This is a genomic window from Rheinheimera sp., assembly GCF_030824435.1.
Lineage (GTDB): Bacteria > Pseudomonadota > Gammaproteobacteria > Enterobacterales > Alteromonadaceae > Pararheinheimera.
The window spans coordinates 1-16,424 of record NZ_JAVBXS010000015.1 but is presented as its reverse complement, the minus strand read 5'-3'; the positions used below and the strand labels follow the sequence as shown (position 1 = coordinate 16,424).

Genomic DNA, 16,424 nt, shown 5'->3' with positions numbered 1-16,424 from the left:
ATGCCAGGCACTCAAAGCAGCTTTTATGCTGAGTGCCGGCAAATGCCTTGCCGCCCTAAATTTCTTGCCGCACAACACTTTGGCTTTTATCATCAGCCCATCTTTATAGTGTGGTTGAAGCCACAGTCCGGATTTCCACATGAAAAAACTCTCAGCAGTGCAACTGAAACAACAAAAAGCTGTATTAAGCGCCGTCGAAGCGCTGGAACAACAAGCCACCCTTGAGCTGCCCGGTTTTATCCAGGGCTGGTTTAGTCTGGAATACGAAGCTTTTCCGGCCTCATTATTAGTGCGGTTGCAGTTGGTGTCAGACGAAGCATTGGTGCTGGCACAACCCCAGTTGTTGTTATGGCAAAAACGGCTCAGCACTTTAATGCTAAAACGGGGTGTGATTTTAAAAGATATGCGTAAACATCTGGTACTGACCTGCCAGGGACCTGAAGATTAAACAACAAGGGCCTTTGTTGCTGCGTTTTAAGCCACAATACCAAGGTGAAGCCGGCAAAACTTTTAATGAGGTTGTGCTGTGTCAATAACACTGAGCTGTGTTGCTGATGCTGATGCTGATGCTGCATAACACTCCATACTCGCTGTGACAGCAACCTTGGTATAACAGATCAATACATCACGCCTGCCTCCCCGACTTAATGCAATCACAGAGTTGCCAGATCCGAAATCACAACATCACACCAACAGAGGAAAAGAGGTACTCCCAGGCACAACACAACATACCCCGCAGGGTATTAACTTCAGCTTTGGCGGCAGCTGGCGGGCTGTTTCCCATCGTTTTTCCTGCAGCAATACCCACAGCAACAGCAACTCTCAGCCAAATAAATCTTGAGTTAATGCGAACTATTTGTGTTAGTATCAGCGCGTTTCTTATCAGGAGAGTATTTTAGATGTCTGCCAACACCCTGCGTTATTCCCGACTGGCAAAAGCCGTAGCTCTGTTTTGTGTTGCATCACCCCTCTATGCCGCTGATGCTGCTAACGTCGCCCTTGATGAAGTGTCAGTGATTGAGAAAAAAGCTGAGAAGAAAAAAGCCACACCTACTTTGGAAGTGATCAAAATTACCGCCAGCAGCGCTGATGCCCATTATCTGGAAACCGGTACCGTTAATCTGGTCAGCCTGGAACAGATCAAACAAATCCAGCCACTGTCGACCGAAGACGTGTTGCGCCGTATTCCTGGTGTGAATATCAAAACCGAAGACGAAACCGCTGTAGTTGCCAACTTTGGTATCCGTGGCCTGTCGGCCAGCGAGTCTAAATCTCTGATGCTGGAAGATGGTGTACCTGTAGCGCCAGGTTTATTTATCGGCAACGAACGTTATTTTAATCCGCGTATTCAGCGGGTTGCCACTGTTGAAGTCTTAAAAGGTTCTGCCTCTTTACGTTATGGTCCTTCCACTATCGGTGGTGTAGTGAACTACCAGACCAAAACACCGGATGATGGTGTTGAACTCTCTGGCCGGCTGGGTTCTTTTAATACCCGCGAGCTGAGCATCGAAGCCGGTAACCGCAATGCTTCAGGCGACGCTTATGCCGGTATTATTGCCAGCCACGCCAAAAGTGACGGCTTTATGGACAAAGGTTATGACATGACCGACCTGCTGGCCAAAGCCGGTGTTGAGTTTGCCAATAACCAAAAAGTCGGCATTAAAGTTTCTCATCACAAAAACGACGCCAATATCTCTTACCGTGGTCTGTTGTTGGGTGAATATCAGGCTGGTGTAACCACCAACCCGGCACCGGACGACTTTTTATTAATTGACCGTACCTCCTTTGACCTGAACCACGAATGGCAAATTACGAACGACATCACGTTAAACACTGTGGCTTACTGGAGCGACATGGCGCGTGATTATTGGCGTTATGCGGTAAACAGCGCAGCTTCAAACGCAGCTGGTCATTGGGTTTACACCAACAATCTGACCGGTAATAACCGCGCTTTTGAACGTTCAGGTATCGAATCTCGGCTGAGTGTGGAACATCAGCTGGCCGGTTTAGCCAGCAGTTCTGAATTTGGCCTGCGCCTGATGAGCGAAGAGTCGGATGATCAGCGTATTACCGCCACCCGCACAGCTGATCGCAGTGGCACTCTGGCCGGTCATCTGCAGGACTCTGCTGACAGTGTGGCCGCTTATGCGCAAAGCCGTATTCAGCTGAGCGAACAGCTGGCGGTGACACCAGGTGTCCGTATTGAGTCTTACGAACAAAAACGGCTGAACCTGTTGCAAAACAACAACGAAGCTAAAACCAACAACACTGAAGTGTTACCTGGTGTAGGTTTTACCTACAGCCTGGACAACAACCAGTTGTATGGTGGTGTGTACCGTGCCTTTTCACCAGCGGCCAATAACGTGGCGCTGGATGGCCTGAAAGATCAACAACTGGACGGCGAACGTTCAGTCAACTACGAAATGGGCGTCCGGGGTACTGCAGAAGCTTTGCGTTATGACGTAGCCGCTTTTGTGATGGATTTCAGCAATCAGGTGGTGACAGGCAACAGCGATCCAAACCTGTCACGCTCTAACGCCGGTGAAACCCGTCATTATGGGATGGAATTCAGCCTGGGTTATAGCCTGGCGACCAACCTGATGCTGGACTCTAACCTGACCTGGGTACCGGAATCTGAATTCAGAACCGGCAGCACAGCGGGTAACCGTATTCCTTATGCACCAAAAGTAGTGGCAAACCTTGGCCTGAACTACGACCTGGCACAGTGGAATTTTGCACTGAACCTACATCACCGTGGTGAGCAGTTTGGTGACCCGAGCAACAGAATTGATATTCCAGCCAATGCCGCCAGCGGTATCTGGGGTGGTTTATTACCGGCCTACACTGTACTGGATCTGTTAGCGCAATATGACGTCAGCAGCCAGTTTAACCTGTTTGCTTCAGTGAAAAACCTGACCGACAAAAGCTATATCACCGGCCTGCGTGAAGGCATTTATGTTGGCCCTGAACGTTCATTTGAACTGGGCGCCCGCTACCGCTTTTAATGCTTTAAGGCTGTAACAACCAAAAGCCCGTCTACCACGGGCTTTTTTTTCGGCAACAGGGCCGGAACACAACAAAGCGTCTGTGGCAGCTTTTTTAACCGCTAAACCCAGCCATCCGGCCAAATTTCAAGGCCTCAACTTGCCGCATCGCAAAAAGCGTGAAATATTAAGTCTTTAGTCTGGTTTGTGCTGGCACCTTCCGGGAACCCCCTGTTAATAAGGAAAATTACATGGCTCATCAGTGGCGCTTTTTTCGTTCCGGCGGTTTTGATCAGGTTCGTCTTGATAAAATTGCCGACTGGCAGCAGTTAAATACCCTGGACCCAAAACTCTGGGCGGCGCTCAGTTGTCCGGTAAAAGGACTGGAGTTTGACAGCCGCACTATGGCTTATCTGGATACTGACCACGATGGCCGGGTGCGTATTGATGAAGTTAAAGCGGCCGTCAGCTGGGCTTTGTCGGTATTGCAACAACCTGAAGTGCTGTTATCAGGTGAAGAGCTGCCACTCGCGGCCATCAACAGCCATAACGAAGCAGGGCAAAAGTTATTGGCTTCAGCCAAACGTATGCTGCAAAACCTGGGCAAAAGTGACGCCACCAGCCTGACAGTGGACGACACCGCTGATATGGCGCTGGTGTTTCCGGCGCATCAGCTCAACGGCGACGGTATTATTACCGCAGAGCTTTCGCAAGACCCGAACGTACAGCAGCTGATCAACACTTTGCTGGGACTGGAAATTTCCAGTATGGATCGCAGTGGTGTACCTGGCATTGATAAAACCCAGCTGGAACAATTTGTTGCTGATGGCCGTTTATATACCGAATGGCAGCAACAAGGCAGCAGCATCAGTACAGTGTTTGCCGGCGATACCGAACTGGTTTATCAGCTTGTGCAAAAACTGGACGCCAAAGTCACAGATTATTTTACCCGTTGCCAGCTGGCCGCTTATGACGAACGCGCCGCTGAGCCACTGAATGGCGCGCCGGAAGATTATGCAGCACTGTCCCGGCAGTTATTATCTGAAGCCAGCTCTGACACCAATTATTTGCCTTTGGCCCATATCAACGCCAAAGGCCAATTGCCGCTGCAAAAAGGCGTACACCCGCACTGGGCGGCTGATCTGGCTGAACTTGCCACTCTGGCACTGCCGGTTTGGGGTCAGACTGAACACATTAATAACGCTCAGTGGCAACAACTAAAAGCCGCTATTGCCGCTTACAACGACTGGAAAACTTTACAGCCCAACAGCAATGCCGCCACGCTGGAAGCTGAACTGCTGGCAGCCTGCCTGAACGAACAAACACTCAATGCAGCTTATGCGCTGATGGACGCTGATTTAGCCCAGCAGGCCGAAGCTGAGTCTGTACTTGATGTTGATAAACTGGTGCGTTATCAGCGTTATTTACGTGATTTATTGCGTAACTTTGTCAATTTAGAAAACTTTTACAGCCTGGAAAAACCCGCCATTTTCCAGAATGGCCGTTTGTATCTGGATGGTCGCAGCTGCGACTTATGCCTGAACGTCAATGACGCTGCCAAACACGCCAAACTGGCCGGTTTAAGTGGTACTTATTTGTTGTATATCGATTGTGTTCGCAGCGCCACTGGTGAAAAACGCTCTGTGGTGGCCGCTATGACAGCAGGCGATGCCGGTAATTTAATGGTCGGCCGTAACGGCGTGTTTTACGATATGGCAGGCCAGGATTGGGATGCCACTGTGACCCAGATTGTCAGCAACCCTATCAGTATCCGTGAAGCCTTTTTTACCCCTTACCAGCGTATCGGCCGCATGATTTCGGATCAAATTCAGAAATTTGCTGCCGCGAAAGACAAAGAAATTGAAACTAAAAGTGCCGCTGGTGTCGGTGATGCCGCCAAAGTGGCAGAAGCGCCGGCCCCTGCCAAACCGGCAGCACCTTTTGATGTGGCCAAGTTTGCCGGTATTTTTGCTGCTATTGGTTTAGCGATAGGCGCTATAGGCACAGCATTAGCGGCAGTGGTGACAGGTTTTCTTGGGCTGGTGTGGTGGCAAATGCCGCTGGCGCTCTGTGGCATAGTGTTGTTTATCTCAGGCCCTTCTATGCTGTTGGCCTGGTTTAAATTACGCGCCCGTAATTTAGCGCCGCTGCTCGACGCCAATGGCTGGGCTGTGAATACCAACGCCAAACTCAGTATTAAATTTGGTACCCGCTTAACAGCTTTGGCCACTATTCCGGCCGGTTCCAGCCGCTCGTTAATAGACCCTTACGAGAAAAAAAGCAGTTCGGGTTTATGGCTGATTTTAGTGGTGATAGTGGTGGCCAGCTGGGTGCTCTGGCGCCAGGGTTTATTACAGAAGATTTTTGCTTAAACTTTTACACTGACAAAAAAGGGCATCTGTTCAGCTGATCTCAGCCAACACTGAACTATGCCCTTGTTGCTCCCACCGCTGTTGTTTGTTGTTACCCAAGGGGCCTTTTGCTGATTCAGTTTGCAACCGGCAATAACAACTGTCTGGCCTGCTCTTTATAAGCATCGCCAATTTTCACCATCATCTGATTGCTTAACCGCAGCTGCTGACTGTCGCGGCTGACAACATGCGCTTTAGCCACTAAAAACGATTTATGCACCTGCACAAAAACTGTTGGAGGTAACTGACGGCAAAGCTGTTTTAAGGTGCTGCTCACCAGCGTCATACGCTCGCCTTGCCAGACTTTGACATAGTTGCCATAAGCTTCAAAACAACAGACCGAAGCCAGCTCAAAACGCTGCAAGGCTCTGTCTACTTTTAACACTATAAAATCAGTGGCTTGCGGCGTCTGAATGCTGCTTTTTCCGGCTGTTGCCGCTGCCAGCAACAGGTTTTTGCGCCGCACTTTATCCAATGCCACAGCTAAACGTTCGGCGCTGATGGGTTTAAGTAAATAGTCGGTGACATCCAGTGCAAAACCGTCCAGCGCATAGTCGGCATAAGCGCTGGTAATAATCACCTGCGGCGGATGCGCCAGCAGCTTCAGCATTTCAAGGCCGGTTAAAACCGGTAGCTGAATATCCAGCAACATCAGGTCAATCTGTTGATTTGCCAGCACCGCCAGCGCTTGTGCTGCGTTGTAACTTTGCGCCACCACCTGCATATCGGTGTACTGCGCCAGATGATGTAACAACACCTGATGGGCTAAAGGTTCATCATCAACCAGCAGCAACTTCAGCATCTGCGGCTCCTGTGATTAATGCCAGCGGCAATTCTAATTCCGCCAACCAGCTGTTTTGCGCTTCGCTATTTTTTTGCGCTTCGCTTGGGCCCTGCGCTGTGCTTTGCTTTTGTGCAGCGCTATGCAGATAAAAAGCGTCGCCAAAATACAGGTGCAGCCGCCTGCGTAAATTCTCCAGCCCAAGGCCAGTTGTTGTGGCTGTGGTGTTGCCCGTTACGCTGAAACTACCACTTTTGTCTTCAACGGGAGGGCAACTATTACGGCAACTAAAATACAGCCGGTTCTGCTGAATGCTGGCCTTAATTTCCACCAGACCAGCTTCAGTTGAGGTTTCCACACCATGTTTATAAGCGTTTTCCACCAGCATAATAAGCAGCAAAGGCGGTAACTGGTATTGGCTGGTGTTATCCGGCAATTGCAGCTTTAAGGTGGTTTTATTGCTGACCCTGAGTTGTTGTAACGCCAGGTAATGCTGCAGATACTCCAGCTCTTGCTGTAAAGTCACTTGTTTCTGTTGGCCCTGATACACCACATATCTTAATAAATCAGCCAGTTGTAATATCAGTTTTGGCGCGTCATCCGACTTGATTAAACAAAGGGCATAGAGGTTATTTAAGGTATTAAATAAAAAATGCGGATTAATTTGTTGTTGCAGCAACTGCAATTCGGTTTGAATTTGTTGATGCTGAATTTGCGCCAGGCTGGTTTCCTGTTGCTGCCGGTCAAAAGCCAGGATCAGCGGCGTGGTGAATAACCACTGCAAGAACATAAAGTTAAAGTTGTACCAGTCAAAGGGGTTTTGACTGCCAGCCGGCACTGCCGGCACTGCAACATCATTCATTGGCAGTTGCAATAACAAAGCCGCCAGCGGCACATAACTGAATAATATCAGGCCAATGCTCAGCATCACAAAAGGCAACAAACCATGCCGGGCCAGAATACGCCGCACCAGCCAATAACGGTTGAACCAATAACAACCATACATCAGCGCTGCCAACAGGCTGAACTGCCATAAATAATGCAGCGTGAGCAGCGGGTTTTGCAGGATGCGCGGCCAATCAAGCTTTACTGGTATTGGCTGCTGTGCCAAACCGGGTTGATGCGACACCAATAACAAGGTCCAGCCGACTGTCCAGCAGAGCAATAACAGCGCCAAGACCCCATCCAGCGACCAGAACCATTGCCAGCGCCGGGCCTGTTGCAGCTTGTGCAGATAATAAAAATGCAGCCAATACAACAGACTTAAACCTGGCGCCAATAACCAGTTGCCAAAACCAGATGTTGCCATCACAGCCGGATACAACATCACAACAAGCCAAAACAGCACCAGCAACGTCATCTTTAATGCTGATGTTGTTTTCGGCGCTGCTGCCAGCCCATGGCTAAAACGCGGTGCAAATGCAAAATCCCGGGCAAAAAATTGCGCCACTGCCTGAGCCAATAACATAGGGAAATACTGCAACAACAACCAACCGGCTTGTGGCCACAACAACAACCAATCGGCCTTTTCCTGCACCATGGCAGGTTGCAGCACTGCCCACAACCAGGCCAGCAACACCGGCAATAGCGCAAATAAATCATCGGGCTTGAGGGGGGCAAGTCGCTGCATCGTTGGAATTTTCAGGCAAAACAATGCCCTTATGCTGCCTGCGTTCGAAGGCCTTGTCATCTGTCAGCGGACAAAAACGGCTTTTGGCCTGATAAAACCGCAGTTGCTGCGCCTACAGCTGCAATCTGGCTGTTGGTCATTTGAACTGCGCTCTTGGTCATTACCTGCTTGAGCCCTTCACAGAGGGCGCCTTAGCCTGTAGCCCACAGCACAGCACCAGAAGGCACTTTTTATGCTGCATATCCAACAACTAAATAAAACTTATCCGGACGGCACCATGGCACTGCGGGGCTTAAACCTCAACGCCAGCCATGGCATTTTTGGTTTATTGGGCCCAAATGGCGCCGGTAAATCCAGTTTGTTACGCACTATTGCCACTTTACAGCAGCCTGACAGTGGCCAAATCCATTTTAATGGTCTGGATATATTAAAAGAACCACAACAGTTACGCTGCCAATTGGGTTATTTGCCGCAGGAGTTTGGCGTTTATCCGCATCTGTCCTGCTTTGCTTTGCTGGAGCATATTGCAGTGTTGAAAGGACTGACAGATAAAACCAGCAGGCAACAGCAAATCACAGAGTTGCTCACCCTCACCAACTTAACCAAAGTGGCCCATAAAGCGGCGGCGCATTTTTCCGGCGGCATGCGCCAGCGTTTTGGTATAGCGCAGGCACTGCTTGGCGACCCAAAGTTATTGATCCTCGATGAACCCAGCGCAGGTCTTGATCCGCTGGAGCGACAACAACTGCATAATTTATTGGCACAAATCAGCCGCGACCGGCTGGTGCTGCTGTCGAGCCATATTGTCGACGATATAGAACAGCTGTGTGCTCAGGTCGCCATTATGCAGCAGGGGCAAATGGTGTTGCAGGGTGATACCGAAGCTTTAATAACACCGCTACAAGGTAAAATCTGGTTATATCAGGGTGAACTTCCCGCCTTGCCTGCCGATGCCTTGCCACTAAAAGCTCAGCTGTTGCAACAAAGTTATTTACGGGGTGTGCCACAACAACGACTGTATGCCGAAGTTTGCCCCGGCGACGGTTTTAGCACGGCAACGGCGTCCTTGCAGGATTGTTATTTTTTAACCCTGGCAGCTGCTGAAGCGCAACTTACTGATCCTAAAGCCAAACAGGAGCAGCTTTGATGTTAAACCCTTTGGCTTCTGCTGATTGTTTGCACCCAAAAACCTCACAGAACAACAGCTTGTATCAACCGCAGTTACCGGCGCTGCTGGCCAATGAATGGCGGTTTTATCGGGTACAACCATTGTTTTGGCTGGTGTTGTTATTGGCTTTGGCTTTTGCGGTTTTGGCGACCATAGGCAACCCGCCACAAAGCGCTCAACCTCATAAAGAGTTGCTGATTAGCCACACTAAATTGCTGATGATGCTGCAACCCCTATTTGTCGGTGTGCTGGCACCTTTGGCATTTTTACGGGATAGGCAATATGGCATGGCCGAACTGACTGGCGTCACGCCACTGAGCCAAAAGCAATGGTGTTTGAGCCGGGCTGGTGGTTTATTGCTGTTGACGCTGGGTTTCCAGTTGTTGCTGTTAATATTGGCAGCAGCTGCTGTCTGGGGCGGCATGCAGCCAGCACAAAGCAACTTTAGCCTGGGTGCTTTGTGTGGCATTTCTATCTTGCTGTTTTTGCTACAACAAGTGCCGGCTTTATTGCTGTTGGTGGCGTTGCAGCTGTGGTGTAGCCGCCACACCACACAAATTGCACTGTTATATCTGCTGACGGCCTGCTGTTTTATCGGTTATATGCTGCTTGCCGCCGCCAACGGCTCGCCTGTGATGGCCAAAAGTGGCGATATATCACCGCTGTTGTCACAGTTGATGTTTTATCTGGACCCTTATGCGCTGACGCCCTGGCTGGCACAATTGCAAAACTCTGCATCCATCAGCCCTGGTGCAGCCGTATTGCTAAACCGTCTGCTGATTGTGAGCCTTAGTATCTTGTTGGTTTGGCGCGCTTTGGCTGTTGTTTCATCCGGTAAATTTCAATCCGCAACACAACACAACAAGCCCAGAACAAGCGTTCTGAAAACAGAACCATCAGCAAATTTGCAGGCGCAGTCAGGCCGCAGTGCCGGCACTTTCACCCCAATTCCCCCTGTGATATGCAATCTGCACAGTTTGATCAGCCTGATCAGGCTGCAATGGACACAGTTGTTACGCCAGCGCAGTACTGTATTGGCGCTGCTGGTGCTGAGTGGCCTGGTTTTTAGTGAAGTATTTACCGGTTTAAGTTATGCCGAACCACAAAGCCAACTGCAGCCGGACAGCCGCGATGCCCTCAACAGAATCAACTGGGATCTGCTGCCAAGATTTGGCCTTTTACTGCTGGCGCTTTGGGCCAGTCAGCTCAGCTGGCTCAACCGGCAGTTGCGTTGTGACAGCCTGATTGCCACCTCACCAGTGTCCGGTTGGGTGCAACTGGGTAGTCAGCTGGTGGTATTGTGGCTACTGACTTTATTGTTGGTGCTGCTGAGTTTTAGTGGGGTGGCTTTCGCACAAATGCTACTGCAGATCCCAATTGAGGCTGCGGAATACCAACAACAAGGTCTGTTTGTGCTGTTGCCACTGTTGATGTGGGGCATGTTATTACTGGCATGTCATGCTTTGTTAAAATCGCCGGTGCGGGCAAATGTGCTGGTGTTTGTACTGTTGTTATTGGCGTTGTCACCACTGCCACAACTGCTGGAATTATCACATCCGCTCTGGCAGATAGGCCAAACGCAACTGCAAATGCCGGATGCACTTTGGGCTTATCAGGCTTCTGTTGGTGCTGGTGGCTTTGGCGGCGAGATAAAGCAGGGCGGTTTTTGGCCTTATTGGTTGTTTTGGACCTTATTGGCACTTAGTTTCTGGTTTTTGGCATTGCAGTTTTACCATAGAGGCACGGGCTTTAGTGCACCAAAACTACAGCTGAATACAGCTCCACTGTTATTGGCTGCAATATTGGCATTGTTGTGGCTGACTCAGGGCTTAGATATCCATCAACAATTAACACAAGCAGGTGCACTGGAAACCACAGCGCAACGTCAGGCGGAGCGCGCCGCTTATGAACAACAATATCAACACTGGCAACAACAACCTCAACCTGTGGTCAGCAAAGTACAACTGCAGATCAGGTTAAGTCCGCTGGAGCAACAAGCCGATATTCAGGCGAAACTAACACTGCACAACCCACACCCAACAGCCATTACCGACTTGTTATTGACTTTGCCAGGTCATCTGGCCGACAGGCAGGCGCTGCAGCAAATCCGGTTTGAGAGTGCCCAACTGGTGCAACAGCCTGCGGGCTACAACCAGCCTGTTTACCGGTTTAAACAAGCACTGGCACCTGGCAAGAGCACAGAACTTCAGCTGCAATTGAAGCTAAGCCAACAGGCAATAGCACCAGCGCCTATACATCAGGTACTTAGGCCGGAATTTAGTTATCTGCGTTTATTACATGTATTGCCACAACCGGGTTTTATGCCAGAGCTGCGGCTGAAAGACGATAAAAGCCGCGCCAAATTTGGCTTAACACCTTTGCCGGCCACAGAAACTCAACCATCAGTGCTGGCGGCAACAGCCACACCGGCCAACGCCCGTTACGACTGGGCGCAGCTGGAAACTGTGGTTTCAGTGCCGGATGGTTATCAAGCTGTGGCAGCAGGTAAGTTAATACGGCAATGGCGGGAGCATAACCTGCAGTATTTCCAATACCAAACCACGGATGCCATTCGGAATTTACCCGCTGTTGTTGCTGTGCCCTGGCAAGCGAAACAGCAGCAACAACAAGGTGTCAGCCTGGAAATTTACAGTCCTTATTTTAACAAAAACACAGATTTAACCATGCAGGCACTCAGCCAAACCTTGTATTGGTTTCATACCAAGATTGGTCCTTACCCGGGTGATGCATTACGACTGGTGATGATGCCGGATATAGGCCCAACGGGTTACGCCTTGCCACAGTTAGTGCTGATTAATCATAGGGTTGGCCTGCGTGCTTTTGCCGCGCCTGATGCCGGTTTTAGTCAGGTATACCGGCGCGCCGTGCATGAAATGGCACATCAATGGTTTGGTCATGGTATTGGCAATGGTGTGCCTGGTGATGGTGCTTTTTTGGTAGAGTCTTTGGCCAAATATGCCGAACTGGTGTTGATAGAACAACATTTTGGCCAGCAAGCCATGTTGGCGCTGGTCGATTTTGAGCAACAACGTTACCAAAGGGCTATGGCGGGCAGCAGGGCCGAACAAAAAAGCCTGATTGATGCTGATGAAAGTTATGACCAATATTCACGCGCCACTTTGATGTTTGCGTTATTGCGCGCTGAACTTGGAGATGCGCTGATCACTCAGGCGTTACAGCAGTTATGGCAACAACACCGTTATCCGGCCAAACCTGCCAGCGCTATGGATTTTGTCCGTATTTTATTGGCGTTAAGCCCGGCCGATAAACATGGTGTGATTCAACAACTACTGCTGGAAGCTGACAACGGGCTGTTATTAAAACCGGAATAGGCCCAACATTGGGTATAGGGCGGCTGCTGCACCTTCGGGTCTGGCAGCTGTTGTCTTTTTTGCTGGTTTTTGTGTTTGCCTGTGGTTTAAAACGACGTTGGTTTAGGTTTTAAGCAAATGTTTTGCCTTGTTTTAATAACAACAACAGCGCAGCTGTATAACCGATTTTTTCGTTATTCAGCTGGCGATAATCAAAAAAGGGCGTGACCAGCAGTTTGCGGTTGGGGTCTATGGCAAATTCTTCATTCAGCCACTGCAGCTCTGCTTGCAGGCCTTCGGCCAATAACTGTTTGGCATAAGTACGGCCAGCAATAATGTGAATGGTATTGTGCTGTTGCAAGGCCAAATCAAACAACGGCGGGCTAAATAACAAAGCGGTATTGCTGTGTTTTTGCAGCAGTAGGTTGTCGCGGAACTCTTGCCAGCTGCTGGCATGTTGTGCATAAGAAAACTGGTGTTTATCCAGCGCAAACAACAGCTTGGCATAAACATTAAAAATTTTGCGCCAACCATTGCCACAATGGCGGTAAATCCGGTCGATATCACCTGGCGCTAACGCCATTACAGAGTCCAGTTGCTGATACTCAGGCATAGCTGGTTTGTTTGCCAGATACACACAAAATTGCGCTTTGTTATCGCCAAAACCTGTTTGCTGCAATGCAAAACCCCCTATTTTTCAGCTACTTGAACCCCTAAAAAAACGCCAGGAGCGTTTTACACTCGCCACATCCATGTAGCTCGCCTTCGGCAGCTCTGCCGTGCAAAACGGCTATCCTGCCGTTTTGTGGACAGCTTCATCTGGTCCCGCAGGGGTGAATTCGGGATCTCAAGACGCAAACAATTTTGCGTCTTGCCGAATGAACGCATGAGCCTCTGGCGATTGCCGGATTGTGAAAAACAAAGGCCGGTTTCCCGGCCTGTTCAGCTATGGCAGATCAATATAATCTGCTGAGATCAGCTGTTATTTTGTTTCAGCTTTAATCATGTTGATGTTGCTGACCACATCTTTGTCAAAAGTCAGATCAATAGCTTTTGGCGCTTGTGGGTACTGAGCTAACAAAGCTGGTAAGGCCGGGTAAGTTTGTTGCAGTTTCGACAGGTCGTAACTCCAGACATCTTTTTCGTTTACTTTGCTTTTTGTCACTGGTTCACCCAGTTTTTCCAGCACATAAGCACTGTTGGTTTTGCCCTGAGTTAAACCTAAAGCAGACTGCACTGCGCTGTCATAAGCGGCATCTTTGGCACCATCGGCACTTTGTTTGACCGAGTCAGTTACACTGCTTTTGACCGAGTCTGTGGCTGCTTTTAACCAGTCAGCCTGAACCGCAGCAGAAGCCAATACCAGAGTTGTTACTAAAGCGAATTTAAATTTCATGATGTGTTCTTTCCTTTGCTCATCAACAAAAACGCTGGCAGAGTGCATCCCTTGCCAGACGGCGCGCATGATAAAACAAAAGCAGGGTGAACAAAACCCAAAACTGCAACAACATATTCACTTTCAGCCGTTGCGGCCGTTATAAATAGTACCGCCTGAACTGGCATAAAAATCCAGCACTGCTTTGGCCTGGTTTTGCATAAAACCCCGCACCACTTCAATACCGGCATTTTGTAAATATTGATAAGACTGGTTAAACACCGGCCCTTCATCAAAACCTATAGCGCGGGCGTCTGCGGCAGTACCTGCACACACCAACCGGTTTACACCACTCCAGAGCACGGCGCCCAGACACATGGCACATGGTTCACAAGAGGTAAACAACTCGCGGCCAGTGTCTGACGCCAGCGTAAAAGCAGCAAGCCGTTGTTCTGCCAGCATAATGGCAACAGTTTCACCATGTAAGGTGGAATTATGTAGTGGTAACACGCGGTTCACGCCAACAGCCAGCAGCTGGTTGCTGGCGCGGTCAAAAATGGCGCTGCCAAAAGGGCCGCCGGTTTTTTTTAACACATTTTGCCGCGACAGCTCTATGGCCAGTGTCATTTTGGCTGTGTCGTCGGGGTAGGGTTGTTGCCAGTTCACCAGGCTTTGCACCCAGTCGGGAACAGTAACCAGCGCCTGTTGCGCCGGGGCTGACCAGTTATTCATCGTGCTTTTGTCCTGCTGTTGTTGTGCCTTTATTTAATCTAGCGGCAAAGCGCCTGTTTGAATAGCCAACATAAAACCGCTTGCAAAAACCGGCTACAGCAGCAAAAAACACAAAATATCAGCACAAGATCAATACAACAGGTTACAGCAGCCTGCAAACGGCATCAAAAAAGGGGTCTGCTGACCCCTTTTGTTAATTTTGATTAAGCATGGTTAGCTTTTATAAGGCATAGCGCCCAGATAGTCTTTTTTACCCACATCCACACCGTTGTGACGCAAAATGGCGTAAGCGGTGCTGATATGGAAATAAATATTTGGCATGGCGTGTTGTACGGCAAATTCAAAACCTGTCAGATATTTACCTTCCCAACGTGGCTGGCTGATGTGACGCTCAGCCGCTTCGGCAAAATCGGCCGGCGTAAAAGTTTTTAAATAAGCCAGAGTTTCAGCAATACGGGTTTTTAGCTCAGGCAAAGTGCTTTCAGTATCGGCATGTTTAGGCGCGCTGTCGGCAACGCCGGCTAAACGGGCAACACCCAGCTTGGCGGTGTCACAGGCAATTTGTACCTGACGGATAAAATTAAACTGGTCCGGCGCTAAACGGGCGTTTAATAACACAGCCACATCATACTTCTTCGCACTGGCCGCCTGTTCTGCTTTATCCAGAATGGCATCGAGGTTGTTCAGCATTTTGCTAAATTGCACTACGGTCAAATCATAAAGCATGGTGATTTCCTAATCGGCTTAAGGGCAAGGGTGGAGATGGGGGGCTTGGGGGTATAATTCAACAGCGGGTTGGTTTTATCCGGTCGGGATATGGGCGCTTTGTTGTTGCGGTGCTTGATTTCCAGCTTGCAGCTGCTGGCGTTATGCCGGGTTTCGCTCCATGCCGCAGGCATATCATGAGTACTTTGCTCCAGAAAAAAACAAAAAGCCCGGTTCGTATCACTCACCGGGCTTTGGTTACAGCGTTAAAACGCGGCTTAGAAGCTGTATTGCATACCAACAGCCAGGCGACTGACATGGTAGTCAGCTTTGATGTCATCAATGCCCTGGAAAATCGAAATATCTTCAGCGGCTTTGCTGCTAAAGGGCGCCAAATCCAAATCAAAAGTTAATGCCAGTTGTTCGGTAAAATGGTATTGCGTAAAAACACCAGCCAATAAACCTACACCGCTGTCGCTGCCTGTTTCGCTAAAACTCTGACCAACCAGATGGTTTACCTGCGGGTTTGATACAGCGGTAATAGTGTCGTTTAAGGTAAATTCTTGTTTCCAGAAAGATGCGCCTAAACGCACACCAAAAGACCAGTGGCCCACCAGCTGTTCACTTTGGTATTGCGCTGTTAAACCCAGCCAATTGGCTGAACTGTTTAAATCACGATCAAAATTAAACCAGACACCTGATTCGTAACCTCTGTTCTTACCGCTTAATACGGTAAATTCACCCAGATCTGTGTATTGCAGGCGGGCCGACCAGTTCTGGTCGAGCTGATAAGTTAAAGCAAGGGCAGGCGCAACATCGCTGCCAGATTCGTTGTCACTTTCGCTGCCGACTTTATGGCGGGCATAACCTAAATCGGCCTGAACAGAAAAAGCAGATAATGCAGCAGTGTCCTGTGCTACAGCGGCAGCAGAAGCCAGCAGCGCCAGCGATAAAACAGTAAATTTTAACATGGGATACGTCCCTGAAAGAGGTGGATGCGTCAGTGCGGGCGCTACTCTAGCAAAAAAATGTCAAAGTGAAACATAAATGTGAATTTATGTAACTCATTTGATTATTTATTGTACTAAACATCTGCAGAGCAAAGCTCTGAGCCACAGGCAATACAGGCGTGAATTTGGCGGTGAAACAGTTTTAAAACAAATGGTTACGTTAACCGCCCCCCTTACCTTGTCATCTTTTTGACAAAAACCACCACAAACAGCGCTATGGTAAAACTGCCGGTAAAAGCTTCCACCGCAGCCACCAGCCGCGACACACCTATAGGTGTAATGTCGCCATAACCCAG

13 protein-coding genes are annotated in these 16,424 nt (G+C 49.3%); 5 read left to right on the top strand and 8 right to left on the bottom strand.

Going from position 1 to position 16,424, the window contains the following annotated elements; genetic code table 11:
* Positions 1-139 precede the first annotated feature (139 nt).
* The 3 genes from RCH83_RS02140 to RCH83_RS02130 all read left to right on the top strand — a co-directional run bounded on the left by RCH83_RS02140 (position 140) and on the right by RCH83_RS02130 (position 5,356).
* Positions 140-448: a hypothetical protein gene (locus tag RCH83_RS02140; protein ID WP_306518581.1), complete on the top strand. Its 309-nt coding sequence runs from the start codon at positions 140-142 to the stop codon at positions 446-448.
* Positions 449-899: 451 nt separating this feature from the next.
* The gene (locus tag RCH83_RS02135) at positions 900-3,005 is read left to right on the top strand and encodes a TonB-dependent receptor domain-containing protein (RefSeq protein WP_306518579.1); all 2,106 of its coding nucleotides are present in this window, start codon (positions 900-902) and stop codon (positions 3,003-3,005) included.
* Between the two features lie 230 nt (positions 3,006-3,235).
* Complete coding sequence (locus tag RCH83_RS02130; protein WP_306518577.1) at positions 3,236-5,356, top strand: hypothetical protein; 2,121 nt, start codon at positions 3,236-3,238, stop codon at positions 5,354-5,356.
* A 115-nt stretch (positions 5,357-5,471) separates the two neighbouring features.
* On the opposite strand, the gene RCH83_RS02125 is transcribed toward RCH83_RS02130, so the two are convergent.
* Both RCH83_RS02125 and RCH83_RS02120 read right to left on the bottom strand, forming a co-directional pair.
* A complete protein-coding gene (locus tag RCH83_RS02125; protein WP_306518575.1) occupies positions 5,472-6,197 on the bottom strand; it encodes a LytTR family DNA-binding domain-containing protein in 726 nt (241 codons plus the stop codon).
* Entirely contained in the window at positions 6,175-7,806 is a 1,632-nt protein-coding gene (locus RCH83_RS02120) for a sensor histidine kinase (RefSeq protein ID WP_306518573.1), read from the bottom strand. The genes RCH83_RS02125 and RCH83_RS02120 overlap by 23 nt, the downstream gene beginning before the upstream one ends.
* A 232-nt stretch (positions 7,807-8,038) precedes the next feature.
* Between RCH83_RS02120 and RCH83_RS02115 the strand changes: the two genes are divergently transcribed.
* Positions 8,039-8,953, top strand: a complete 915-nt coding sequence (locus tag RCH83_RS02115) for an ATP-binding cassette domain-containing protein (protein ID WP_306518571.1) — start codon at positions 8,039-8,041, stop codon at positions 8,951-8,953.
* Positions 8,953-12,327, top strand: coding sequence for a M1 family aminopeptidase (locus RCH83_RS02110; protein WP_306518569.1), 3,375 nt, complete (start codon positions 8,953-8,955; stop codon positions 12,325-12,327). Before RCH83_RS02115 ends, RCH83_RS02110 begins: the two co-directional genes overlap by 1 nt.
* Before the next feature lie 109 nt (positions 12,328-12,436).
* On the opposite strand, the gene RCH83_RS02105 is transcribed toward RCH83_RS02110, so the two are convergent.
* The 6 genes from RCH83_RS02105 to RCH83_RS02080 form a co-directional block, all read right to left on the bottom strand.
* A complete protein-coding gene (locus RCH83_RS02105) occupies positions 12,437-12,985 on the bottom strand; it encodes a hypothetical protein (protein ID WP_306518567.1) in 549 nt (182 codons plus the stop codon).
* 303 nt (positions 12,986-13,288) lie between these two features.
* Complete coding sequence (locus RCH83_RS02100; protein WP_306518565.1) at positions 13,289-13,702, bottom strand: hypothetical protein; 414 nt, start codon at positions 13,700-13,702, stop codon at positions 13,289-13,291.
* A gap of 123 nt (positions 13,703-13,825) precedes the next feature.
* Entirely contained in the window at positions 13,826-14,413 is a 588-nt protein-coding gene (locus RCH83_RS02095) for a nucleoside deaminase (RefSeq protein WP_306518563.1), read from the bottom strand.
* A gap of 213 nt (positions 14,414-14,626) precedes the next feature.
* Positions 14,627-15,139 carry a DUF1993 family protein gene (locus tag RCH83_RS02090; RefSeq protein ID WP_306518561.1) on the bottom strand — a complete coding sequence of 171 codons (513 nt, stop codon included), beginning with the start codon at positions 15,137-15,139 and terminating at the stop codon, positions 14,627-14,629.
* Positions 15,140-15,396: 257 nt separating this feature from the next.
* Positions 15,397-16,089: an outer membrane beta-barrel protein gene (locus RCH83_RS02085; RefSeq protein WP_306518559.1), complete on the bottom strand. Its 693-nt coding sequence runs from the start codon at positions 16,087-16,089 to the stop codon at positions 15,397-15,399.
* Between the two features lie 212 nt (positions 16,090-16,301).
* A complete protein-coding gene (locus RCH83_RS02080) occupies positions 16,302-16,424 on the bottom strand; it encodes an ion channel (protein WP_373689732.1) in 123 nt (40 codons plus the stop codon).

Excerpts from the sequence above, each read along its gene's own strand:
- RCH83_RS02085 (WP_306518559.1), bottom strand. The coding sequence starts at position 16,089 with ATGTTAAAATTTACTGTTTTATCGCTGGCGCTGCTGGCTTCTGCTGCC.
- RCH83_RS02140 (WP_306518581.1), top strand. The coding sequence starts at position 140 with ATGAAAAAACTCTCAGCAGTGCAACTGAAACAACAAAAAGCTGTATTA.
- RCH83_RS02120 (WP_306518573.1), bottom strand. The coding sequence starts at position 7,806 with ATGCAGCGACTTGCCCCCCTCAAGCCCGATGATTTATTTGCGCTATTG.
- RCH83_RS02115 (WP_306518571.1), top strand. The coding sequence starts at position 8,039 with ATGCTGCATATCCAACAACTAAATAAAACTTATCCGGACGGCACCATG.
- RCH83_RS02100 (WP_306518565.1), bottom strand. The coding sequence starts at position 13,702 with ATGAAATTTAAATTCGCTTTAGTAACAACTCTGGTATTGGCTTCTGCT.
- RCH83_RS02110 (WP_306518569.1), top strand. The coding sequence starts at position 8,953 with ATGTTAAACCCTTTGGCTTCTGCTGATTGTTTGCACCCAAAAACCTCA.
- RCH83_RS02135 (WP_306518579.1), top strand. The coding sequence starts at position 900 with ATGTCTGCCAACACCCTGCGTTATTCCCGACTGGCAAAAGCCGTAGCT.
- RCH83_RS02130 (WP_306518577.1), top strand. The coding sequence starts at position 3,236 with ATGGCTCATCAGTGGCGCTTTTTTCGTTCCGGCGGTTTTGATCAGGTT.
- RCH83_RS02125 (WP_306518575.1), bottom strand. The coding sequence starts at position 6,197 with ATGCTGAAGTTGCTGCTGGTTGATGATGAACCTTTAGCCCATCAGGTG.
- RCH83_RS02090 (WP_306518561.1), bottom strand. The coding sequence starts at position 15,139 with ATGCTTTATGATTTGACCGTAGTGCAATTTAGCAAAATGCTGAACAAC.
- RCH83_RS02095 (WP_306518563.1), bottom strand. The coding sequence starts at position 14,413 with ATGAATAACTGGTCAGCCCCGGCGCAACAGGCGCTGGTTACTGTTCCC.